Annotated in this window: 18 protein-coding genes, 2 tRNA genes and 3 rRNA genes; 11 read left to right on the top strand and 12 right to left on the bottom strand. The window is 39.8% G+C overall.

Annotated features, from left to right (window positions below):
* Positions 1 to 39: 39 nt before the first annotated feature.
* The 3 genes from ACN19N_RS02450 to ACN19N_RS02440 are packed head-to-tail and all read right to left on the bottom strand — an operon-like array spanning position 40 to position 1,789.
* On the bottom strand, positions 40 to 453 hold the full coding sequence (locus ACN19N_RS02450) for an acyl-CoA thioesterase (protein ID WP_005214645.1): 414 nt from the start codon (positions 451 to 453) through the stop codon (positions 40 to 42).
* Position 454: 1 nt separating this feature from the next.
* Complete coding sequence (gene trxC / locus ACN19N_RS02445) at positions 455 to 892, bottom strand: thioredoxin TrxC (RefSeq protein ID WP_269229575.1); 438 nt, start codon at positions 890 to 892, stop codon at positions 455 to 457.
* Positions 893 to 1,789, bottom strand: coding sequence for an alpha/beta hydrolase (locus ACN19N_RS02440; protein ID WP_004664939.1), 897 nt, complete (start codon positions 1,787 to 1,789; stop codon positions 893 to 895).
* Positions 1,790 to 1,912: 123 nt separating this feature from the next.
* Here ACN19N_RS02440 and ACN19N_RS02435 point away from each other — a divergent pair, with 123 nt between their 5' ends.
* Positions 1,913 to 2,248 (top strand): TIGR01244 family sulfur transferase, encoded by a 336-nt coding sequence (locus ACN19N_RS02435; RefSeq protein ID WP_420001894.1) that lies wholly within the window; start codon positions 1,913 to 1,915, stop codon positions 2,246 to 2,248.
* Between the two features lie 65 nt (positions 2,249 to 2,313).
* Here the strand turns inward: ACN19N_RS02435 and ACN19N_RS02430 are convergent, their stop codons facing one another.
* From ACN19N_RS02430 to ACN19N_RS02405, 6 genes are all read right to left on the bottom strand, one after another.
* Positions 2,314 to 3,789, bottom strand: a complete 1,476-nt coding sequence (locus ACN19N_RS02430) for a hypothetical protein (protein WP_420001893.1) — start codon at positions 3,787 to 3,789, stop codon at positions 2,314 to 2,316.
* Positions 3,790 to 4,138: 349 nt separating this feature from the next.
* Positions 4,139 to 4,253 (bottom strand): 5S ribosomal RNA (gene rrf, locus ACN19N_RS02425).
* A gap of 174 nt (positions 4,254 to 4,427) precedes the next feature.
* Positions 4,428 to 7,318, bottom strand: a 23S ribosomal RNA gene (locus ACN19N_RS02420).
* 367 nt (positions 7,319 to 7,685) lie between these two features.
* Positions 7,686 to 7,761, bottom strand: a tRNA-Ala gene (locus tag ACN19N_RS02415).
* A gap of 36 nt (positions 7,762 to 7,797) precedes the next feature.
* Positions 7,798 to 7,874, bottom strand: a tRNA-Ile gene (locus ACN19N_RS02410).
* A gap of 59 nt (positions 7,875 to 7,933) precedes the next feature.
* A 16S ribosomal RNA gene (locus tag ACN19N_RS02405) occupies positions 7,934 to 9,471 on the bottom strand.
* The 16S, 23S and 5S rRNA genes sit together here with 2 tRNA genes alongside, the layout of an rRNA operon.
* A gap of 556 nt (positions 9,472 to 10,027) precedes the next feature.
* Here ACN19N_RS02405 and ACN19N_RS02400 point away from each other — a divergent pair.
* The 3 genes from ACN19N_RS02400 to ACN19N_RS02390 are packed head-to-tail and all read left to right on the top strand — an operon-like array spanning position 10,028 to position 12,218.
* Positions 10,028 to 10,501 (top strand): YfiR family protein, encoded by a 474-nt coding sequence (locus ACN19N_RS02400; RefSeq protein WP_034601049.1) that lies wholly within the window; start codon positions 10,028 to 10,030, stop codon positions 10,499 to 10,501.
* Between the two features lie 5 nt (positions 10,502 to 10,506).
* Positions 10,507 to 11,730 (top strand): diguanylate cyclase domain-containing protein, encoded by a 1,224-nt coding sequence (locus tag ACN19N_RS02395; RefSeq protein WP_420001892.1) that lies wholly within the window; start codon positions 10,507 to 10,509, stop codon positions 11,728 to 11,730.
* Positions 11,731 to 11,738: 8 nt separating this feature from the next.
* A complete protein-coding gene (locus ACN19N_RS02390) occupies positions 11,739 to 12,218 on the top strand; it encodes an OmpA family protein (protein ID WP_269229571.1) in 480 nt (159 codons plus the stop codon).
* Positions 12,219 to 12,266: 48 nt separating this feature from the next.
* Here the strand turns inward: ACN19N_RS02390 and ACN19N_RS02385 are convergent, their stop codons facing one another.
* Positions 12,267 to 13,277, bottom strand: a complete 1,011-nt coding sequence (locus ACN19N_RS02385; protein WP_269238543.1) for a metallophosphoesterase — start codon at positions 13,275 to 13,277, stop codon at positions 12,267 to 12,269.
* 168 nt (positions 13,278 to 13,445) lie between these two features.
* Here ACN19N_RS02385 and ACN19N_RS02380 point away from each other — a divergent pair, with 168 nt between their 5' ends.
* The gene (locus ACN19N_RS02380; protein WP_420002349.1) at positions 13,446 to 15,011 is read left to right on the top strand and encodes a phospholipase D family protein; all 1,566 of its coding nucleotides are present in this window, start codon (positions 13,446 to 13,448) and stop codon (positions 15,009 to 15,011) included.
* 16 nt (positions 15,012 to 15,027) lie between these two features.
* Here the strand turns inward: ACN19N_RS02380 and ACN19N_RS02375 are convergent, their stop codons facing one another.
* On the bottom strand, positions 15,028 to 15,840 hold the full coding sequence (locus ACN19N_RS02375; protein ID WP_269229568.1) for a lysophospholipid acyltransferase family protein: 813 nt from the start codon (positions 15,838 to 15,840) through the stop codon (positions 15,028 to 15,030).
* A 189-nt stretch (positions 15,841 to 16,029) separates the two neighbouring features.
* Here ACN19N_RS02375 and ACN19N_RS02370 point away from each other — a divergent pair, with 189 nt between their 5' ends.
* The 6 genes from ACN19N_RS02370 to ACN19N_RS02345 all read left to right on the top strand — a co-directional run bounded on the left by ACN19N_RS02370 (position 16,030) and on the right by ACN19N_RS02345 (position 19,874).
* On the top strand, positions 16,030 to 16,170 hold the full coding sequence (locus ACN19N_RS02370) for a hypothetical protein (protein ID WP_420001891.1): 141 nt from the start codon (positions 16,030 to 16,032) through the stop codon (positions 16,168 to 16,170).
* 74 nt (positions 16,171 to 16,244) lie between these two features.
* Positions 16,245 to 17,573, top strand: coding sequence for a ribosome rescue GTPase HflX (gene hflX / locus ACN19N_RS02365; protein ID WP_420001890.1), 1,329 nt, complete (start codon positions 16,245 to 16,247; stop codon positions 17,571 to 17,573).
* Between the two features lie 43 nt (positions 17,574 to 17,616).
* Positions 17,617 to 17,979 carry a hypothetical protein gene (locus tag ACN19N_RS02360; protein ID WP_004660470.1) on the top strand — a complete coding sequence of 121 codons (363 nt, stop codon included), beginning with the start codon at positions 17,617 to 17,619 and terminating at the stop codon, positions 17,977 to 17,979.
* Positions 17,980 to 17,991: 12 nt separating this feature from the next.
* Positions 17,992 to 18,660: an LrgB family protein gene (locus ACN19N_RS02355; RefSeq protein ID WP_269229567.1), complete on the top strand. Its 669-nt coding sequence runs from the start codon at positions 17,992 to 17,994 to the stop codon at positions 18,658 to 18,660.
* Positions 18,661 to 18,746: 86 nt separating this feature from the next.
* Positions 18,747 to 19,190 carry a DUF2147 domain-containing protein gene (locus tag ACN19N_RS02350; RefSeq protein ID WP_269230394.1) on the top strand — a complete coding sequence of 148 codons (444 nt, stop codon included), beginning with the start codon at positions 18,747 to 18,749 and terminating at the stop codon, positions 19,188 to 19,190.
* 237 nt (positions 19,191 to 19,427) lie between these two features.
* The gene (locus ACN19N_RS02345) at positions 19,428 to 19,874 is read left to right on the top strand and encodes a DUF2147 domain-containing protein (RefSeq protein ID WP_269238546.1); all 447 of its coding nucleotides are present in this window, start codon (positions 19,428 to 19,430) and stop codon (positions 19,872 to 19,874) included.
* 61 nt (positions 19,875 to 19,935) lie between these two features.
* Here ACN19N_RS02345 and ACN19N_RS02340 read toward each other — a convergent pair whose 3' ends face one another.
* Complete coding sequence (locus ACN19N_RS02340) at positions 19,936 to 22,119, bottom strand: carboxy terminal-processing peptidase (protein WP_420001889.1); 2,184 nt, start codon at positions 22,117 to 22,119, stop codon at positions 19,936 to 19,938.
* Between the last annotated feature and the right edge of the window lie 173 nt (positions 22,120 to 22,292).

Below are 22,292 nucleotides of genomic sequence, written 5' to 3'. Positions count from 1 at the left end.
TAAAATAAAGCCCAATTAAATTTGGGCTTTATTGTTTTATCAGCTTGCTAAAAAATCTTGCTTAATTTGTTCTGAGATTTGTCTTTTATTACCATTCACATCAACAGCAACAAATGTAAAAACACCTTGAGTAATTCGAATCGGATCACGCGAATTGTCGTGACTATTCCATACCTCGATTTGCACCTGTACGGAAGTATTACCGACTTTCAAAATTTTAGTATAGCAACTAATCACATTTCCAACCTTAACAGGCACAAGGAACGTCATTTCATTAATCGCAATTGTTGCACATCGCCCCTTACTCAAACGCTCAACATGAATCGCTCCTGCAAGATCCATCTGTGAAACAATCCACCCTCCAAATACATCACCACTCCAGTTTGTATCTGCTGGCATCGCAATATTCTGCAAGGATAAAACTCCTTCTGGATGATTTGAACGTTCAGTCATGTTAATGTCCTTGATGTTGCTGTAATTGCTGATTTAACCATTGCTGTAGCTCTGGTGTACGTAATGCACCACTTATTCTGGCCAATTCAGTCGTCTTATCCATTAAGACCAAAGTCGGAATACTGCGGACATTAAATGCAGCACTTAAACGGGGATTTGCTTCAGTATCAATTTTAGCAAACACGACGTGAGGATTATGTTTGGCAACCTCAGCAAAATGAGGTGCCATCATTTTACAAGGATTACACCATTCTGCCCAAAGATCGATGAGTACAGGTAGATCTGAATGACTAATGAAATGGCTAAAATTTTGTTCATTTAATTCAATTGGCGCTAACGTTAATAATGGTTGATGGCATTGCCCACAGTTTGGATGAACTGCTAATTTTTCTTCAGGTACACGATTTTTTGCACCACAGGATGCACAGACAATGATCATTTACATCACTCCGATATGTTGATGTAAAAATTCTAATTGGGTTGTGACTGCTTTTTCAAACCAAGAACCGTGATAAATATCGAAATGTTTCATTTCCCACTCATGATAGCTTACAAATGGTGCAATATTTGTAGCGGCTTCACGACTAGATTCAATTGGAATCAAAGAATCATGTTTCGCAGCAATAAACAAAACAGGGATATTAATTTTGCGTACAAATTGAATCGGACGATAGCGCATTAAATTAAAAAATACACGTGCAGGAACTTCACCACTCCAATAATAGTCAGGATTTACAATCGAATGATAACCATAATAACTATCAGAGGTCGGTAAAAAGCATAGTTTATGCTGATCTACAACTGGCAAAGTTTTAGGTACTAAACCCATCTTAGACCCCATGTAATCCTGACTAGAACGCTTCAAAGCCTCTGGATAACGCTGTAATGGGTATAATTTTGCTGTTTCAGCACCATCAACATAAGGCACCTGTACCATCACGGCCTGAATATTTTTAAGGTCAGTGGCTAAACTAAGCGCATATCCACCGCTTAGAGAAGTTCCCCATAAAATAATACGTCGACTATCAATTAATTTACAATTTGAAGCATATTGAACAATGGTTTTCCAATCATCTAATTGAGCACCAAGTGAAACCAATTCACGCGGTTTTCCTGTACTCCCCCCCCAATAGCGATAATCAAATAAAATGACAGCATAGCCAGCTTTAGCGAAACGTTGTGCATACTGAACTAATTTAAATTGGCGTAATCCAGCAAATCCATGTGCCATAAGAATTACAGCAGGTTTAATATTGGTCTTTGGTAGGTAGAAATCTGCTGCTATGGTTTCTTCGCCACTAGGAACATACAACGGCTCAACTGTATAGGTGTGCATGCGCGCTCCAATGCTTTATCTTATTACTTATCATCATTTATTTGCTACAGACATTTAAACTCAAGATCAAGCTTAATGCTATGATAGAGCATAAAATGTTTTGTTTATTTTTGGAGTGACAAGATGTCAGAAAATGTTGGTTTTGCAGGTCAAATCGGCCCTGAGCATGTAGATCAAGTTGTCGAAAAAGGCTTCAAATCTATTATTAATAATCGTCCCGATATGGAAGGCGGTCCAGAGCAACCAACGAGTGCTCAAATTGAAGAATCAGCACGTAATGTTGGTCTAGATTATGTTTACCAACCAGTTGTTGCAGGTCAGATCACAGAGTTAGATGTTCGTACATTTGCAAATCATTATAACGAATTGCCAAAACCTATTTTAATGTTTTGTCGCACAGGTAATCGCTCTAATAACCTATACCAATTAGCAAAGCAGATGGATTTATTGGATGATTGAACGACAATTACTACTTTCTATAAAATAAAAAACGGCTATTTAGCCGTTTTTTATTTCGATTAAAATTATAAGCCATCTAAACAATTAGTAGATAAACCATAAGGGCTCTCTATGTTAGGTGCTACTCTATCAGCAACAACAACATCACTAACCAAATAACTTAAACCAAAACTAGTTGAACCACTAATACTCTTACCACTAACAATTGAATCTGCAATTAATTGGATATTTAAATATCCTGCATATATTTTCGGGTACTGTACTTTCAAGTCAAATCGGCCATTTGCATCTGTTGTATATTTATTATCTGTTGCAGGTGTTCCTTCTGAATTAATAAATGAAACAACTTGAACAGTTTGACCATTTTTAACAGGTTTTAATTGATCAATTTCTTTACCATTACTATTTACTTTGATTACAGGAGTAACACATTGAGTAATCACATGGGGGAGATATTTATCTGCGGTACCATCTGGTGGAGTATTAGTATCAAAAAATGCATAAGAACCTTTATTATAAGTTAAAGCATTTACCCCCATAACAACATCTTGATTTGGTATCGGTTTACCATCAACATCTGTCACCTGAACAGAAACATTTTGATAATAATAAACACCATTCACCGATGATTCGATTTTTGTAGGATTATATGCAACTGAAATTGCACCAACTGGTTGAGGCACAGTAGAGTTTACAACATCCAATTTATAACTATAAATCTTTGTAGATTGCCCAAAATTAGCTTCTAGAATAAGATCATCCACAATAAAAGATGATGAACTATAAGTAGAAGATCTTTGCGCTTCAGTAAATGATAAAGTATATGTAATTCTACCGTTAGCATCTGTCTGAGTTGCATTAGGAGTAAATTTAACACCATTTAATGCAGAATTTTTTACTTTTAAGGATATTGCTTGATTTGATAAAGTGGCTCCATTTGCATCCACGGCAGTCAGTGTAACCGTTGTTTGATCGCCTCTAACATTTAAAGATGTTTTTGTAGCATCAAATAGAACAATACTTGTTGTGTCAGCACCAGTGCTTGTATCCGCCCCCGTAACTGTAACCATTTGTTCTTGGCTTAACTTTCCATCATTTGCTGTGACAACAATTTTAAATCCATTTTTAATCAGTTCTGATATTGTAGCCGAAGTCGACGGTGTTGTTAGTACAAATACTGCATTTCCTGATTCATTAGTAGTTTGCTTAGAAACACTGGCATTATTAACATTATTTGTGGGATCAATAATAGATAATGTAACAGGAATAGTAGAAACACCTCCTTTATTTGCATCTAAAGCACGAACGGTAACTGTTAATTGACCATTTGTTGCTGCCATTGATAACTTGTCTAACTCAATTTTCAAGCCAGCAGCAGTAGGATTTGTAGTTGTACCGCCGCCAGGAGTTCCACCACCTGAATCAGTGGAGTTGTTATTTGAACCATAATAGCCCTCACCTCCACCACCACAACTAGCTAATAATACAGAAACAGCAATTGCCGACAACTTTAAGGTAAGTTGTTTTTTATTCATACTCATTCCTTTTAACCCCGATCAAATCCCCAAGTGGAATTAGATTTATTATAAAAATATACCTAATGTAACCATAATATAGATTATCTGTAAATAAAGTTTATCTTCAACTAGACAGTATTAAAGCGAACTTTATCAAAGTATTTTATAAAATCGAGATATTTTCTATGATTTTTAACAAATTAATAATTAATATAGAATATAGCTAAATTGAAAAGCGTAGAAAGATAAGAAATATAGATCATTTAAAAGATAGAATTAGTTTTCATTATCTTTTAAATTTATGTTTTTTAAAAATATTTTCCAGAATAAAAAACACCCCTAACCGTTAGGTTAGGGGTGTTTATTATTTAAAAGCTGGCGATGACTTACTCTCACATGGCAAACGCCACACTACCATCAGCGCTAAGAGGTTTCACTTCTGAGTTCGGGAAGGGATCAGGTGGTTCACTCTTGCTATTGTCGCCAGCAAACTGTTTATGGATACTTGCTTTGGTCTTATCTATGCCAAGGCTTTTTCCAAATGAGTTATTAACGGATTAGATATTGAGTCTAACTTTGTGTTCAGCATTTTAACTAGTTTTCACACTAAATCAAGTTATGTATTGAATTTATCTTGAATACAACAACTGTTTGGGTGTTGTATAGTCAAGCCTCACGAGCAATTAGTATTGGTCAGCTTCACACGTCACCGTGCTTCCACACCCAACCTATCAACGTCCTAGTCTCGAACGGCTCTTTAGAGGAATAAATTCCTAGGGAAATCTTATCTTGAGGTAGGCTTCCCGCTTAGATGCTTTCAGCGGTTATCCCTTCCGAACATAGCTACCCGGCGATGCGACTGGCGTCACAACCGGTACACCAGAGGTTCGTCCACTCTGGTCCTCTCGTACTAGGAGCAGATCCTCTCAAATTTCCAGCGCCCACGGTAGATAGGGACCGAACTGTCTCACGACGTTCTAAACCCAGCTCGCGTACCTCTTTAAATGGCGAACAGCCATACCCTTGGGACCTGCTTCAGCCCCAGGATGAGATGAGCCGACATCGAGGTGCCAAACACCGCCGTCGATATGAACTCTTGGGCGGTATCAGCCTGTTATCCCCAGAGTACCTTTTATCCGTTGAGCGATGGCCCTTCCATACAGAACCACCGGATCACTAAGACCTACTTTCGTACCTGCTCGACTTGTGGGTCTCGCAGTTAAGCGCGCTTTTGCCTTTATACTCTACGCGTGATTTCCGACCACGCTGAGCGCACCTTCGTACTCCTCCGTTACTCTTTAGGAGGAGACCGCCCCAGTCAAACTACCCACCAGACATGGTCCTCGCCCCGGATTACGGGGCAGAGTTAGAACCTCAACATTACCAGGGTGGTATTTCAAGGACGGCTCCATTGGAACTAGCGTTCCAACTTCAAAGCCTCCCACCTATCCTACACAAGTAAGGTCAAAGTTCAATGTCAAGCTGCAGTAAAGGTTCACGGGGTCTTTCCGTCTAGCCGCGGGTACACTGCATCTTCACAGCGATTTCGATTTCACTGAGCCTCTGCTGGAGACAGCGCCGCCATCATTATGCCATTCGTGCAGGTCGGAACTTACCCGACAAGGAATTTCGCTACCTTAGGACCGTTATAGTTACGGCCGCCGTTTACTGGGGCTTCGATCAAGAGCTTCGCTTACGCTAACCCCATCAATTAACCTTCCAGCACCGGGCAGGCATCACACCCTATACGTCCACTTTCGTGTTTGCAGAGTGCTATGTTTTTAATAAACAGTTGCAGCGGCCTGGTTTCTGTGGCTGCCAATAGCTCAGGGAGCAAGTCCCATCACCGTCAGCAGCGTACCTTCTCCCGAAGTTACGGTACCATTTTGCCTAGTTCCTTCAGCAGAGTTCTCTCAAGCGCTTTGGTCTACTCGACCTGACCACCTGTGTCGGTTTCGGGTACGATTCCTGTGTAACTGAAGCTTAGAGACTTTTCCTGGAAGCATGGTATCAGCCACTTCACTGTACAAGTACAGCTTGCTATCAGTTCTCAGCATAGAGTACCCCGGATTTGCCTAAGATACATGCCTACAACCTTCCACCTGGACAACCAACGCCAGGCTGACTTAACCTTCTCCGTCCTCTCATCGCATTACACAGAAGTATTGGAATATTAACCAATTTCCCATCGACTACGCCTCTCGGCCTCGCCTTAGGGGTCGACTCACCCAGCCCCGATTAACGTTGGACTGGAACCCTTGGTCTTTCAGCGAACGGGTTTTTCACCCGTTTTGTCGTTACTCACGTCAGCATTCGCACTTCTGATACCTCCAGCATACTTCTCAATACACCTTCATCGGCTTACAGAACGCTCCCCTACCACTTGACTAATGTCAAATCCGCAGCTTCGGCACATAGTTTTAGCCCCGTTACATCTTCCGCGCAGGCCGACTCGACTAGTGAGCTATTACGCTTTCTTTAAAGGGTGGCTGCTTCTAAGCCAACCTCCTAGCTGTCTATGCCTTCCCACATCGTTTCCCACTTAACTATGATTTTGGGGCCTTAGCTGGCGGTCTGGATTGTTTTCCTCTTGACTACGGACGTTAGCACCCGCAGTCTGTCTCCCGGATAGTACTCATTGGTATTCGGAGTTTGCATCGGTTTGGTAAGTCGGGATGACCCCCTAGCCGAAACAGTGCTCTACCCCCAATGGTATTCGTCCGAGGCGCTACCTAAATAGCTTTCGGGGAGAACCAGCTATCACCAGGCTTGATTAGCCTTTCACCCCTATCCACAAGTCATCCCCTGGCTTTTCAACGACAGTGGGTTCGGTCCTCCAGTTAGTGTTACCCAACCTTCAACCTGCTCATGGATAGATCGCCTGGTTTCGGGTCTATACCCAGCAACTAAACGCCCTATTAAGACTCGATTTCTCTACGGCTCCCCTATTCGGTTAACCTTGCTACTGAATATAAGTCGCTGACCCATTATACAAAAGGTACGCAGTCACCGAACTAGTCGGCTCCCACTGCTTGTATGCATGCGGTTTCAGGATCTATTTCACTCCCCTCACAGGGGTTCTTTTCGCCTTTCCCTCACGGTACTGGTTCACTATCGGTCAGTCAGGAGTATTTAGCCTTGGAGGATGGTCCCCCCATATTCAGACAAGGTTTCACGTGCCTCGCCCTACTCGTCATCATTGTGTGTGCCCTTTCGTGTACGGGAATATCACCCTCTACGTTCGCACTTCCCAGAGCGTTCCACTAAAACACACACAACTTAATGGGCTGCTCCCCGTTCGCTCGCCGCTACTAAGGGAATCTCAATTGATTTCTTTTCCTAAGGGTACTGAGATGTTTCACTTCCCCTCGTTCGCTTCATAAGCCTATGTATTCAGCTTATGATACCCGCCTTATAGCGGGTGGGTTCCCCCATTCAGAAATCTCCGGATCAAAGGATATTTGCCGCCTCCCCGGAGCTTATCGCAGGCTATTACGTCTTTCATCGCCTCTGACTGCCAAGGCATCCACCACATGCACTTAATTACTTGACTATACAACCCCAAACAGTCGTTAACACATACAAGTCAGTGTTAGCGTTGCAAACTTAATTGCTACTATTCGTTGTCTGTGAACTTAATCACCATACAGCTTCAATCTAAATTCATATACCAAAACGCTTGATTCAGTGTTTTTGCTAGTTCTCAGATTAAATATTAATTTAACAATTACTTGTTATCTTCCTATTTAATCGAGTTTGAACAATTTATTTCAGACTCAAATTCTAATCTGTTAATGATTAACTACAGCCTCGTCAGCTTGCAGTAAACTGTGATAAATCACAGAGATTAATAAACCAGTCAAATTAGACTGTATTCACTAAACTCTATAATCTTCTTAGCTTGTACTCTGTAAAGTACATGGTGGAGACTAGGAGAGTCGAACTCCTGACCTCCTGCGTGCAAAGCAGGCGCTCTACCAACTAAGCTAAGTCCCCAGCTTATCACTTAATGAACGATATATCTTTCAGATTTGGTGGGTCTGACAAGACTTGAACTTGTGACCCCACGCTTATCAAGCGTGTGCTCTAACCAACTGAGCTACAGACCCTCAGATACATCTTCGAAGAACAACTTGTTGTGGATTCTTACCGATCGTCAATCTTTCGTTAAGGAGGTGATCCAGCCGCAGGTTCCCCTACGGCTACCTTGTTACGACTTCACCCCAGTCATCGGCCACACCGTGGTAAGCGTCCTCCTTACGGTTAGACTACCTACTTCTGGTGCAACAAACTCCCATGGTGTGACGGGCGGTGTGTACAAGGCCCGGGAACGTATTCACCGCGGCATTCTGATCCGCGATTACTAGCGATTCCGACTTCATGGAGTCGAGTTGCAGACTCCAATCCGGACTACGATCGGCTTTTTGAGATTAGCATCCTATCGCTAGGTAGCAACCCTTTGTACCGACCATTGTAGCACGTGTGTAGCCCTGGCCGTAAGGGCCATGATGACTTGACGTCGTCCCCGCCTTCCTCCAGTTTGTCACTGGCAGTATCCTTAAAGTTCCCGACATTACTCGCTGGCAAATAAGGAAAAGGGTTGCGCTCGTTGCGGGACTTAACCCAACATCTCACGACACGAGCTGACGACAGCCATGCAGCACCTGTATCTAGATTCCCGAAGGCACCAATCCATCTCTGGAAAGTTTCTAGTATGTCAAGGCCAGGTAAGGTTCTTCGCGTTGCATCGAATTAAACCACATGCTCCACCGCTTGTGCGGGCCCCCGTCAATTCATTTGAGTTTTAGTCTTGCGACCGTACTCCCCAGGCGGTCTACTTATCGCGTTAGCTGCGCCACTAAAGCCTCAAAGGCCCCAACGGCTAGTAGACATCGTTTACGGCATGGACTACCAGGGTATCTAATCCTGTTTGCTCCCCATGCTTTCGTACCTCAGCGTCAGTATTAGGCCAGATGGCTGCCTTCGCCATCGGTATTCCTCCAGATCTCTACGCATTTCACCGCTACACCTGGAATTCTACCATCCTCTCCCATACTCTAGCTGACCAGTATCGAATGCAATTCCTAAGTTAAGCTCAGGGATTTCACATCCGACTTAATCAGCCGCCTACGCACGCTTTACGCCCAGTAAATCCGATTAACGCTCGCACCCTCTGTATTACCGCGGCTGCTGGCACAGAGTTAGCCGGTGCTTATTCTGCGAGTAACGTCCACTATCCAGTAGTATTAATACTAGTAGCCTCCTCCTCGCTTAAAGTGCTTTACAACCAAAAGGCCTTCTTCACACACGCGGCATGGCTGGATCAGGCTTCCGCCCATTGTCCAATATTCCCCACTGCTGCCTCCCGTAGGAGTCTGGGCCGTGTCTCAGTCCCAGTGTGGCGGATCATCCTCTCAGACCCGCTACAGATCGTCGCCTTGGTAGGCCTTTACCCCACCAACTAGCTAATCCGACTTAGGCTCATCATTTAGCGCAAGGTCCGAAGATCCCCTGCTTTCTCCCGTAGGACGTATGCGGTATTAGCATTCCTTTCGGAATGTTGTCCCCCACTAAATGGCAGATTCCTAAGCATTACTCACCCGTCCGCCGCTAAGATAAGGTGCAAGCACCTCATCTCCGCTCGACTTGCATGTGTTAAGCCTGCCGCCAGCGTTCAATCTGAGCCATGATCAAACTCTTCAGTTTAAAATCATTAGTAGCTTATGGCTACAAATCTTGGCTCATCAATTTTCTGACTAAAAATTCGCTCAAATAAACTTCGAGAAATTTCTACCATTCAATCAATGAAATATTTTCGATTGATCAACCAGTAAAAATCCACACAAGTTGTTCTTCTATTCTCTTAATGATCTTCTCGATGATTCGTCATCATCAAGCTAGGTCGGCTATGTTACTCTAATTTAAACTAAAGTCAACAGGTAATTTCGATATTTTTTAAACCTACCAATCAATCCAAGAATCTAACCCTTCTAGCCAAATCCTTGTTTCTCAACAAGTTTTTATCTGCATCACCGCCGATGGATGTGCATTCTACAGCATTTCACATCAGGTGCAACCCCATTTCTTAATCTTTTTATTTAAGTGAACGCTTTTTAGGCTAATCAGTTACTTTTTGTCTACTTTCTTTGTCGATAAGAACTTTTTTTAAACAATTAAGTTAAGTAGAATGTATCTCTTGCTTCAAATTTTTTGGCATTTTTGATTGAAAATACGGTTTATTAATAAAAAAGTACAATTACTGTTGCTTTTAGCGTCGATCGCTACGAGTCAGATTTGTTACGCCATTTCAAATCATAATTTTTATGAATTAGCATTAACCATATTGAGTTATAGCAAGTGGTCGAATACATCTCGCCCAATTATTTGTGTAATAGATAATGCTGAGGCTTCGAATCAATTTCAATCCAATATTAAACAACTTGGGTATGATTATCAGGTACAAGCTGTTAATTCAAAAGATTTTCAAAAAACAGAATGTCATGTTGTGTATTTCTCAACAACAACACCGCAACAACAACAAAACTTGATTCAAGCTTATCCATCGCGTTCATTACTGTCATTAAGTATTAATAATCCAGCATGTGAAATCGGCAGTATTTTCTGCTTATACAACAAAAAGACCTCTTCTACATTTAAAGTAAATCTAGATGCTTTGAGTTACTCCAAAGTTCATATCGACCCCCGAGTCTTAATCTTGGCGAAGAATACGGAGTAATTAAAGTGATTTCGAATTTATATCAGTCCACTTCATTACGGGCGTTATTTCGTAAGTCTCAGTTCTCGATTTTTGCGCTTACCGTTGTCATTTGTTCCTTTACCTTTGCAACTATTTCCATATTCACAATGGAAACGTACGCTAAACAAAATTTGCAACTATTAAGTCAAACGCTGCTTGAACGAATCCAGCCCGCTGTTGTCTTCAAGGACAATGGAGCAATTGATCAAATTTTAGCGGACTACACAACAGAACATGCGATTCGTAGTATTCATGTTTATGATCCAGAGCATCAATTATTAGCAGAAAGTACCAAGCAAATCGACCACACATCATTTTTACAAAGCGTTTTGGATAAATGGTTTCTACATGATCCAATCAAATTGACGGTTATTCATCATAAGAAACAAGTCGGCGAATTAGTTTTATATGGCAGCTCAGAAAATATTTTACATTTTTTAAAAACCATCATTATTGGCTTAGCCATATCAATGTTTTTTATTGTGATTGCACTGTTATGGTCCGTTAATCTTACCTATCGCCAAATCATGCAAGCGATCAAACCATTAACCCATATTGCTCAATTAGTGAGTGACCAAAAAGCTTACAACTTACGTTTTCCAAATAACCATATTAAAGAGTTTCAAAATCTTAATACGGTATTTAATGAGCTCTTAGAAGAAATACAAGTTTGGCATACTCATTTACAGAAAGAGAATCTCCAACTTTCATTTCAAGCTCACCATGACCAGCTCACAGGTTTACCTAATCGACACTTTTTTTATGAAGAATTGCTCAATATTTTTAAAAATAATAAATTTCGTCACAATTCAGCGCTGATTTTCATAGATAATAATAAGTTTAAAGCAATTAATGATCATTATGGTCATCTTGCTGGTGATGCGGTATTAAGAGAAATGGCAAATCGATTAATGCAGTCTGTCAGACAAGAAGACTTTATTGCTCGTTTGGGTGGTGATGAATTCGCAATCATTTTGCATACCATCCATCATTCTGATCATTTACAAACAATCGCTGAAGGTTTACTAGCAAGTTGTGATGAGCCTTTGAATTTTAACGGTCAACTTATCCATTTTAGCTTTAGTTTAGGGATTGCATTTTCACAGTTTGCAGACAATCCAGATAATTTAGTCATGCAAGCAGATCAAGCAATGTATAAAGCTAAAAATTTAAATCCACATTGGTTTCTTTATAAACCAGAAATTTAGGACATGTTATGCGCGCTCACACTTTTAAGATATCCTTTGTAGCATTACTCTGCCTAACATTGACTGGCTGTTTAAGTTTTGGTCCTTTGAAATATCGTCAAGTCAAAATGCTAAAAAAAGAAGGTTTCGTTTTAACAGAAGAAGGCTGGAGTCTGGGTCTGCCTGAACGTTTACTTTTCGACTTTAATAAAGCAGATATTAAACCTGAAAATCAAAGAGAAATCGTTCGTCTTGCCAATCAACTAAACAAATATGATCTGCAAAAATTAAAAGTTGTGGGTCACACTGATGATATTGGTAATCCTGAATATAACCAGAAATTGTCTGAAGAACGTGCTCAAAGTGTTTCTTCGATTTTCATTCATCAGGGTTTCAAGCCCAATAATGTCACTGTGATTGGTCGTGGTGCAAGCCAGCCTTTCGTACCAAATACATCTGATGAGAACCGCGCGAATAATCGCAGAGTTACGATTATTATTATTTCTTAACTTGCAATTTTTGTTAAAAGCCAACTATTTAAAGTTGGCTTTTTTAATTTATATGAGTTGAATAATATCAATCGTCGGTGGCACTCGAAACCGAAATGGAACACCAACCATTCCAGTTCCAACCGTTACAAATACATCAGCGTGTTCATGTGTATAAAAACCTTTTTTGTGCCCCAAGATAGACACTTTTTTCATAATATACGTTGTAATCCAAGGAAGTTCTATTTGTCCACCATGGGTATGGCCTGCAAGCATTAATGGTCGTGTAGGTAATGCTGGCACCATATCTACTGTATCAGGGTTATGAGATAAAATGAGCCATGGTTTATCTTGTGGTAAATCTGGCATAAAACGCATATTTGCCTTCCCTGCCCACAGATCACCAATGCCAATTAAGCGAAACTCATCAAAATCGATAATCTGCCCTTCTATATCAATCACATTATTTTGTTCTAATGCCGCTTTGAGTAATGATTGTATTGGAGGACCTGGATATTGCTCATCATGATTCCCTGGCACAGAATAAACGGGTGCTTGGATTTCCTTTAAAACAGAGAGCTCCTGAATCAAACGATTTTCAGGTTCATAAGTCCAATCACCTGCAACCACCACAATATCTGGTTTAGCTTCATTTAACTTTTTAACAATGCTTTTTAATTGACGTTCATGACCAGAAAACAATCCCACATGCATATCTGCAATTAAGGCCACTTTAACGGGTTGAATAAAATCACGATCCGAATTTAAACGGTATTGATGATGTTTAATATGAACCATATGTGGCTCAATAAATCGTGCATAAATCAATATGCTCGTTAAAAGGAAAACAAAAATACTTTCATGTAAACTGTAAAACTCAGACCAACCTGCATACAAGGTAAAAAACCAGAGAGGAACTAACAAATAAGAAAGATAAAATGCAGCTAGATGTACAAAAGCTTTGAAAGGATGAATCGTTTCAGTTCTTGCTTGATGAATCCATGCCTGAGCGAATGCCCATAAGGCTAAAACAATAAAAATAGTATAGAAAATTAATATAACTGTGTCTGAATTCGACATTACCACTCTCATTAATCTGACATTAGGGCATACATCGCATCTCATATTTATAATTTTTGATGAAATGCTATACTCAAGTCCAACTTTTAATCAGTAAAGATTATGACGCAATTTTCTCATCTAAATCGTAAACATACAAAAATAAGTACAACTACTTACAATAAAAGTATGCTTGCGATTTATTGCAGTATTGCGATCACAATCACAGGATGCAGCACACTACCTAAACATAAAATAGAGCCAATACAACAATCTAACATTCAACAATTAGAAATAAACCAGACAACTTTGGCTCAGATCATTCAACCTTTAGAACAACAAAATCCTGGATTGACGGGTTATCACGTTTTATTTGAACCCCTAGAAGCGTTAGCAGCACGACTACGTTTAATTGATAAGGCAGAGAAAACCTTAGATTTGCAATATTATATTTGGGACAATGACAAAGTAGGTGCTCTTGCTTTGCATGCGCTGATTCGCGCAGCAGATCGTGGTGTCAAAGTTCGATTACTTATTGATGATAATAACGCAAAAAAAACTGAAGGAATCTTCTTAGCTCTAGCACAGCATCCAAATATTGAAGTTAAATTATTCAATCCCTATCGTTTTCGCAAATACCGTGCGCTTGATATGGTTTTAGACTTAAAACGTATCAACCGCAGAATGCATAACAAAAGTTTTATTGCAGATCATCAAGTTGCTCTAATTGGTGGCAGAAACATGACTAATCAATATTATAATGTCAGTGATAACTACCAGTTTTCTGATGTTGATGTGATGCTCGTGGGTACAGCAGTCACTGATATTTCACAGTCTTTTGATGAATACTGGAATCATAGTTACGCTTACGATGTAAGGGAAATTGTCAATCAAAATGCTCATCGCTTAAGCTATGAGAGCCTAAAACAGCAACTTGATGAACATTCTAAGCGAGCAACGGTACAGAATTATCTTGATTTGACTGGTAACTCACAGGCAATTGATTCAATTATCAGTCGGGATATTCCTTTAAACTGGGTAAAAGCTGAAGTTGTAAAAGACTCTCCTGACAAAATTAAATCAAAAGCCAAAAAACAAGAACACCTTAATTTCCAATTGATTAACCATTTAGAACAACCTGAAAAAAATATTGACCTCATCTCAGCTTACTTTGTCCCTGAAAAAAAGGGGGTTAAAATTCTCAATGATCTTGCAAAAGATGGAATCGAGGTTCGAGTGCTCACAAACTCATTTCAGGCAAACGATGTCGCTGTTGTTCATGCATTTTATGGAAAATATCGTCAGGATTTACTGGAACATGGTGTACAGCTATATGAGTTTCTCCCCGCATTAAATAAAAATGATCTCGATAAACATACCGAAGAACTCGCGAAGAAAGCAAAAGTAAATATCAAAGGACTAAGCCGTTCCAGTTTACATGCCAAACTGATGGCGCTAGATGAAAAGCAAGTTTTTATTGGTTCATTTAATTTTGATCCACGCTCTGCATACCTGAACACTGAAATTGGCGTGCTTTTAGATAGCCCACCTTTAGCGCAGGCTGTTCATGCGACTATGGATCAAAATCTACGTAAATATGCCTATAAATTAGTGTTAGATGCCAATAAAAAAATTACATGGCGACGTGAAACACCACAAGGCCCTGTCATCTACACCAAAGAACCTCGAATGAAATGGTGGCAAAAGGCAGGAATGAAAATTATTTCATGGCTGCCAATTGAAGGCTTTATGTAATTTAAAGCGAGTATTGTTATGGCAGCGTATTTAAAACTTTGCTTTGTAACTCAAGCAGCCCTGCTCGCATTTGACGATCAACTTCTTTAGTTAAGCTATCTACCGTATGGTCTGTTACAGGAATTGCAGGTAGGGTCAATAAATGTGCGGTAACTTTTGGCATTTCTAAAACACGTTGTACATGTTCTGCAAAAGACATTTCACCAATAAATGGTGCGACCAAATCTAATTCACCTTGCTGATTGACATAGCAAATCACACAAATTTGAACTGGACGTTGCGCATCAATGGCAGCACCCAATAAGCGCCCATGTACTTTTTTGACCTGACGACCATCTGTGGTTGTGGCTTCTGGAAAGAACAAAACGGGAATATCTTGTTTTAAAAACGCTGTAATTTGTTCTTTTATTCGGATTGAGTCACCAGAACCTCGCTTAATAAATAAGGTTCCACCGCCTTTTGCTAGATTACCCAAAATAGGCCATTTTTCGACCTCTGCTTTTGCTAAGAAGAAGATACGTGCTCCAGAGCCAAGTACAGCAACATCTAACCAAGAAATATGATTACTCACCCAAAGCGCTGGTTCTCGTGGAATAGTGCCATGAATCTGCACTTCGATATTAAAAACTTCGCATAAACGGCGGCAAAAATACTGAACATAACGCGTATTCGTTGGATTATTCGGATCCTTGTATAAACCGTGTCGATAAATGAGATAAAAACCTTCACCAATTGTTTCTAGACCTGAGGCTAATTTTTTACTATACAAGCTCAATTTAGAGATTAAATTTAATGGTGTGTTATTTGCTGCTGTTGCTTCTTGAGTCATAAATCATTAAAACCGTACGCATGTATGCACATTGCATTGAACTAGCTCACTTATATCATGCCCGTATCTATTTATAAAAGTTACCACCATGAGAAAAAACGAATGTGAATATAATTATTTTCAATTTTAAAAGGTTTTTTAAATTAAATATCATAAATAAATCGAATTAACAAATTAAGAGGTCATATGATGAATCCTCAACACACAACATCTCATAATCAAGTGAATATTCCTTATGGCTATGCTTTAAGAACGTTTTTGGGCTGGTCAATTTTATATATCGGCACACTCGTTGGTTTTATCAAACTTCTTCACCATCATGTCATATAAATCCATGAAGCCTTTGCCCTTTGCTTGAAGTTTATTCTAGAATAAGGCTTCAATACTCAGGATATGATAACAGCGTGGAATTTTTTGAGCGGCAACAAGGTGGTGAACGAGCAATTTTAGTCAGTGTTTCTGTGCAGTTACTCGATGACCTTGATGCTGAAGAGTTTCGATTGCTCGCTCAATCCGCTGGTGCTGAAATTCTTGAACATATTTCTGTACAAAGAAATAAGCCAGACCCTAAATTTTTTATTGGCTCAGGCAAAGTGGATGAAATCGCAGAATTAGTTCAGCAGCTAGAAGCTGAATTAGTCATCTTTGATCACTCTCTTTCACCAGCCCAAGAACGTAATTTGGAAAGAATCTTAAAATGCCGTGTGATTGATCGCACAGGGCTTATTTTAGATATCTTCGCATTACGAGCGCGTACACACGAAGGAAAATTACAAGTTGAACTTGCCCAACTTAAGCATTTATCAACGCGCTTAATTCGAGGCTTCACAGGTAATTTAGAACAACAAAAAGGTGGGATTGGTCTACGTGGTCCTGGTGAATCACAACTTGAAACTGACCGCCGACTCATTAAAGTACGTATTACCCAACTGAAAGACAAATTGGTTAAAGTTCAACAGACCCGGTTACAAGGTCGTGCCGCACGCCAAAAAGCAGCAATTCCAACGATTTCTTTGGTTGGTTATACCAATGCAGGTAAATCGACACTGTTTAATATTTTAGCCCAAAGTGATGTCTATGCAGCAGACCAACTTTTTGCAACGCTCGATCCAACCTTACGTCGTCTAGAATGGGATGGTATCGGTATTGTCGTACTCGCAGATACAGTTGGATTTGTGAGAAATTTACAGCATGATTTGGTTGAATCTTTCAAAGCGACTTTAGAAGAAACACTAGAAGCGACCTTACTTTTGCATGTAATTGACAGCAGTAGCCCTAACATGCCTGAACAAATCGAAGCAGTGGAATCTGTGCTGAAAGAAATTGGAGCCGATGCACCGATTCTTCATGTTTACAATAAAATTGATCTCAGCGGTGATACGGCAAAAATCATTTATAAAGCAGCAGATTTACCTGATCGCGTTTATGTTTCTGCGCATTCTGGGCAGGGATTAGATTTATTAAGCCAAGCTGTTCAACAATGCCTGATGGGACAGTTACAACATTTCGACTTAGTTCTCAAACCTGCTTACGGTAAACTACGCACACAACTTTATACACTCAATGTCATTCAAACTGAACAATATGATGAGCAAGGTGATTTGCATTTATCAGTTTGTATTGCTCCACAAAAATTGCATCAACTGATCAAACAAGCACATCTACCATTAGATGAAATTCTTGGAAACCAAGCAGCCTTATTTCACAGGCCTTTGGAAGAATTTGAAAAGTAAGCATCAATGTAATAATCGTTCATAAGTGAGAGTTAGAAAAAAGATGAAAGAAATTGATTGGACAGCTTGGTTTTGCACGATTCTATTAATTATTGTATTTCGTGAAGGCGCTGTTGCTATTACCACGGTCTTTCATCATCCAGAATTAGGTAATCTTGTCGGGCTGATCAGCTTACTTGCAACTTTATTAATTTGGAGAAGATTCAGAAAAATCTCCAATCGTCTTATAGATACCAACAACAAAATCATGAAAGAAAGTGCTTTTGCATTTTTGCCAATCTGTGCTGGCTCTTTGATCATGTTGGTACATTTAGGTAAAGAAATTCCAATCTTTTTATTTGTCTTAACCCTGAGTACTTTATTGCCATTGTGGATTTACGCCAAAATGGCAAAACGCTGGTTATAGGAGTTCATGAATATGTTGATGGTTATATATGGATTCGTGATTACCTTAATCAGTTATCTCATCGCAAAACCTTTAAATAAAAAAATTCCACAGATTCCATTAATTGTTTTTGCGATGTTTATCGTGATCGGACTACTCGCAATTTTGGGTATTCCTTATGAACATTACATGAATAATGTGAATAGTATATTTAATCATTTACTTGGCTACGTTACTGTAGCTTTAGCCATCCCTCTAGCTGCGATGCGTTATGATGATTTGCCAATTAAATCGATGATTGGCATTTTGTGTTTTGCAAGTATCAGTGCAGTTGCATTGCCGATGGGACTTGCATATTTATTACATATGTCAGAACCAACAATTATGGCTTTTGCGACCCGGGCTGTAACGACGCCAATTGCTCTGAATATTGCCACACTATTACACGCTCCTCTGATGATGGTGTCACTGATTGTGATTTTATCTGGAGTCATTGGTGCCGCATTTTCTCCGTGGATTTTAAAACATATCCATGATGAACGGGCTTCAGGCTTAGCTCTAGGTTTGGCTGCTCATGCAATTGGTACAGCACAGGCATGGCAGCGAGGCCCTGTTACAGGTCGTTACGCTGCTTTTGGGATGGCTGTGAATGGTGTGTTTACTGCTATATGGCTACCCACTTTTATTTTGTCTCTTACTTAATTTGTCACACAGATGTCAATTAATATTGAACTAGTTGTCAAAAATCCTACATAATGAAAGTTCAAACGTTAAAAGGATTTTTAATGATGGGCAAACAATTATTAGGCGCGTTGATTCTCTCTGCGATAAGCAGTTTTAGCTTTGCAGAAGATATTACAGGTATGTGGCAAAGTATCGATGACAAAACTGGCGCACCAAAAGCTTTGGTTGAAATTCGTCAAGAAGCGAACGGTACTTATGCGGGTAAGGTTGTAAAGATTACTCCACGAGCAGGCTACACACCTAAAGAAATATGTGTGGGCTGTCCGGCGCCATATACCAACAAACCAATTTTAGGTTTAGACGTTATGACAGGCTTAAAACATGGTGAAGGAATTAACTACGTTAATGGACGTATCCTAGATCCGAATACAGGTAAAGTTTATAGTATGAAAGCAAAATTAAGTTCAAATGGTAAACGTTTACACTTACGTGGCTATCTTGGAGTATCTGCGTTAGGTCGTAATCAGATCTGGATTCGCGATGAATAATTTTTAAAACGATATCATCGCGCCAACCATTTCCGTATTTGATCAAATTGATCACGGTTTAGCACTATAAAACACCTTTTTTTCGTTCTGAATGAAAGGTGTTTTTTCTTAAACATTAAAAAAATTCATTGAAATTTCAATTATTAAAAAAAATACACAAATGTAAAATAATGATTGAATGTTTTGTTAGAAATCCGAAATAATAGAGAGACAATAATAGTGGCTGAGTAGCTTAACATGTACACAAAACTAATTACGTTTTTCTTCTTATTTAGTCTTAGCCATTTGACTTTTGCACAGGATATTATAGGTACTTGGCAAAGTGTTGATGATCTAACTGGAGCACCCAAAGGGCAAGTTGAAATCACCCAAGAAGCCGATGGAACATATATTGGTAAAATCACTAAAATCACGCCACGCACAGGTTATATACCAAAAGAATTTTGTACGGGCTGCCCAACTCCTTACACCAACAAACCTATCCTCGGTTTGACTGTTATCACCAAGTTAAAGCATAAAAAAGACTTATCTTATTCTGGTGGCAAAATCTTAGATCCAAACAGTGGTCGTATTTATAGTCTTGCAGCAAAAGTAAGTAACAATGGACAGCGTTTACACTTACGAGGATATGTAGGCGTATCAGTATTAGGTCGTAGTCAAATTTGGATTCGTGTGAATAACTAAAAATCTAATCAATAAAAAAGCCCTCAATTTGAGGGCTTTTTTATATTGCTATAACTGTAGTTTAATGGCTTTGCAACTTTGCGTAGTCAATCAAGACATTTGCAGCTTCTGTAATAAAAGTTTCTTCTTCAGGCAATGCTGGTCGTGCATAAGCTTTCATTTTGGCACGTGACTCAATTAATGCATCAATCGAAGCCTGATAGCTTTCCCAGTTGGCATAAGGTGCCTGACCTGTCGCTATACGACGCTGATTTTCAGCATTGAGTGTTTGCTTTTCTAAATCAATTAGCTCAGCCCGACGTTGAGCAATATCTAACTCAACTTTCTTCTGATCAGAACTTTTTTGTGCGATCAGTTTTCGAGCTTCTAAATAATTAAATTGTGAATCAGCTTTCACCCGCTGTTCAGAAGATTGGGTAAGCTTAGCAATATACGGTTGCACAGAACCTTCTCGCTTGAAAGGAGCTGTTGGAATGGTATCCCATTTCAATGCATTTTTAGCTTTACGCTCACCAAACTCCTCATTGTAAATATCAACAAGTTTGATATCAGGAATTACGCCTTTGTTCTGCGTACTTCCACCCGTGACACGATAGAATTTGCGTTGCGTTAATGTTGCTTGTCCATGTGCTAAGGAATCTAATTGAACCTGAGCGGTGCCTTTTCCTGTCGTAGTACTACCAATAATAATACCGCGCTCATAATCTTGGATTGCCGCAGAATAAATCTCACTCGCAGACGCAGACGCTAAGTTAACGAGCACAGCCATTGGTCCAGCATAAATTTGCTCTCCGCCATCAGTGTCTTCAAAGACATTCACATTGCCATTGCCATCCCGAATTTGTACGACTGGACCAGACTTAATCACCTGACCCAGCATACGAGCAACCTCTTCTAATGAACCACCTGGGTCATTACGTAAATCAACCAGAACACCTTCTACTTTCTGTGCTTTGAGCGATTCAAATGCTTTTGCTGTATCTTCAGAAACTGAACGATATTCTGTACCAGCTCGACGTGAACGATAATCGAAATAGAATGATGGAATTTCAATTACACCGAAAAGATGTTTTTTTCCATCACGTGTAATCTCAACCGTACGAGAGCGAACCCCAGCATCTTCTTCCTGAATCACATCTCGGACCAAGCTGACATTACGTGCTTGGCCCATCGAAGCACCCGCACCGAGTAAGCGAACAGTTACTTTAGTTCCACGCTTACCACGAATCAATCCAACAATTTCTGAACTCGACCAACCAATGACATCAATCATTTTTTCGCCGTCTTGGGCAACGCCAATGATTCGATCTCCTGATTTGATTTGACCAGATTTACTCGCTGGCCCACCTTCAACAATGGTTTCAATCTTGGTGTAATCCTCATTGCCTCGCTCTGGACGAATGGATACCCCAATACCTTCAAGTTGTAGGGTGGTTTGACGGTTTAGTTCCATTGCATCGATAGGAGGATAATAATTACTGTGTGGATCATACGTTGCAAGCATGGCATTGAGTGTTTTATCTAACACATCATCACTCTTGACACGTCCCATACGTTCTAACTGGCGTGTATAACGTTTCGTCAGCGTCTGAACTGGTGTTAAGTCTTCAGGTCCAGTTAAGTCCTGACCATTGGCAAGCGATGGATCTGCTTTCAAAGCTTTTTGTTTCGCCTGCTCTTCTTCTTTGCTAATCGTTAAATTAATTAATTGAGACACCAACATTCTCTGCCAATGTGCTTGTTGCTCGGCAGAAGTCTGAAAATAAGGCGCTTTTTCGCGATCTATATCAAGGTAAACACCCTTTTGCTGTAAATTTTGCGGCTTCTTCAATTCAGCCAACATAAATTCGTAGAACTGTTTCAAGCGTTCACGATATTGGGCATGAATCGCAAAAGGTCCAGTTAGGTTTCCTGCTTTTAATGAGCTACCAAAATTTGAACCATATTTATTTTTATATTCTGAAACTTCACTGCTCAGAAATAATGAATGATCTGGATCTAAGCTATCCAAATACATATCTAGAATACGATTTGATGTCGCAGCATCTAAACGCATATTTAGATAATGCTGACGATCAACTAATGTTGCCAACTGACGTGCGACCAATGCTTGTTCTTGTGATGGCTTGATCACGGTTGAAACAACAGGAGCTTCCGTTGCCGCAAATGCCTCATTCATTGTATGAGAAAAAAATAAACCACCAGTCGCGATTGCAACTGCACACGCTATCATTTGAAGTTTCATAAAATTTTGGTACTTCCTTGGATATGGCAATTATTACATGCTAGTACAATCAATATGAACATATTTCATTCAATATTTTTACCAAACTGTAGTACGCGTTAATCATTGTAAATAAATGACCAACAAGCACTTATCATCAATATCATGTAGTTTTATCATATTCTGTACTGACA

Origin of the sequence: Acinetobacter sp. LF10 (assembly GCF_048585715.1) — a bacterium.
Lineage (GTDB): Bacteria > Pseudomonadota > Gammaproteobacteria > Pseudomonadales > Moraxellaceae > Acinetobacter.
This window is presented reverse-complemented; position numbering and strand designations above follow the sequence as displayed.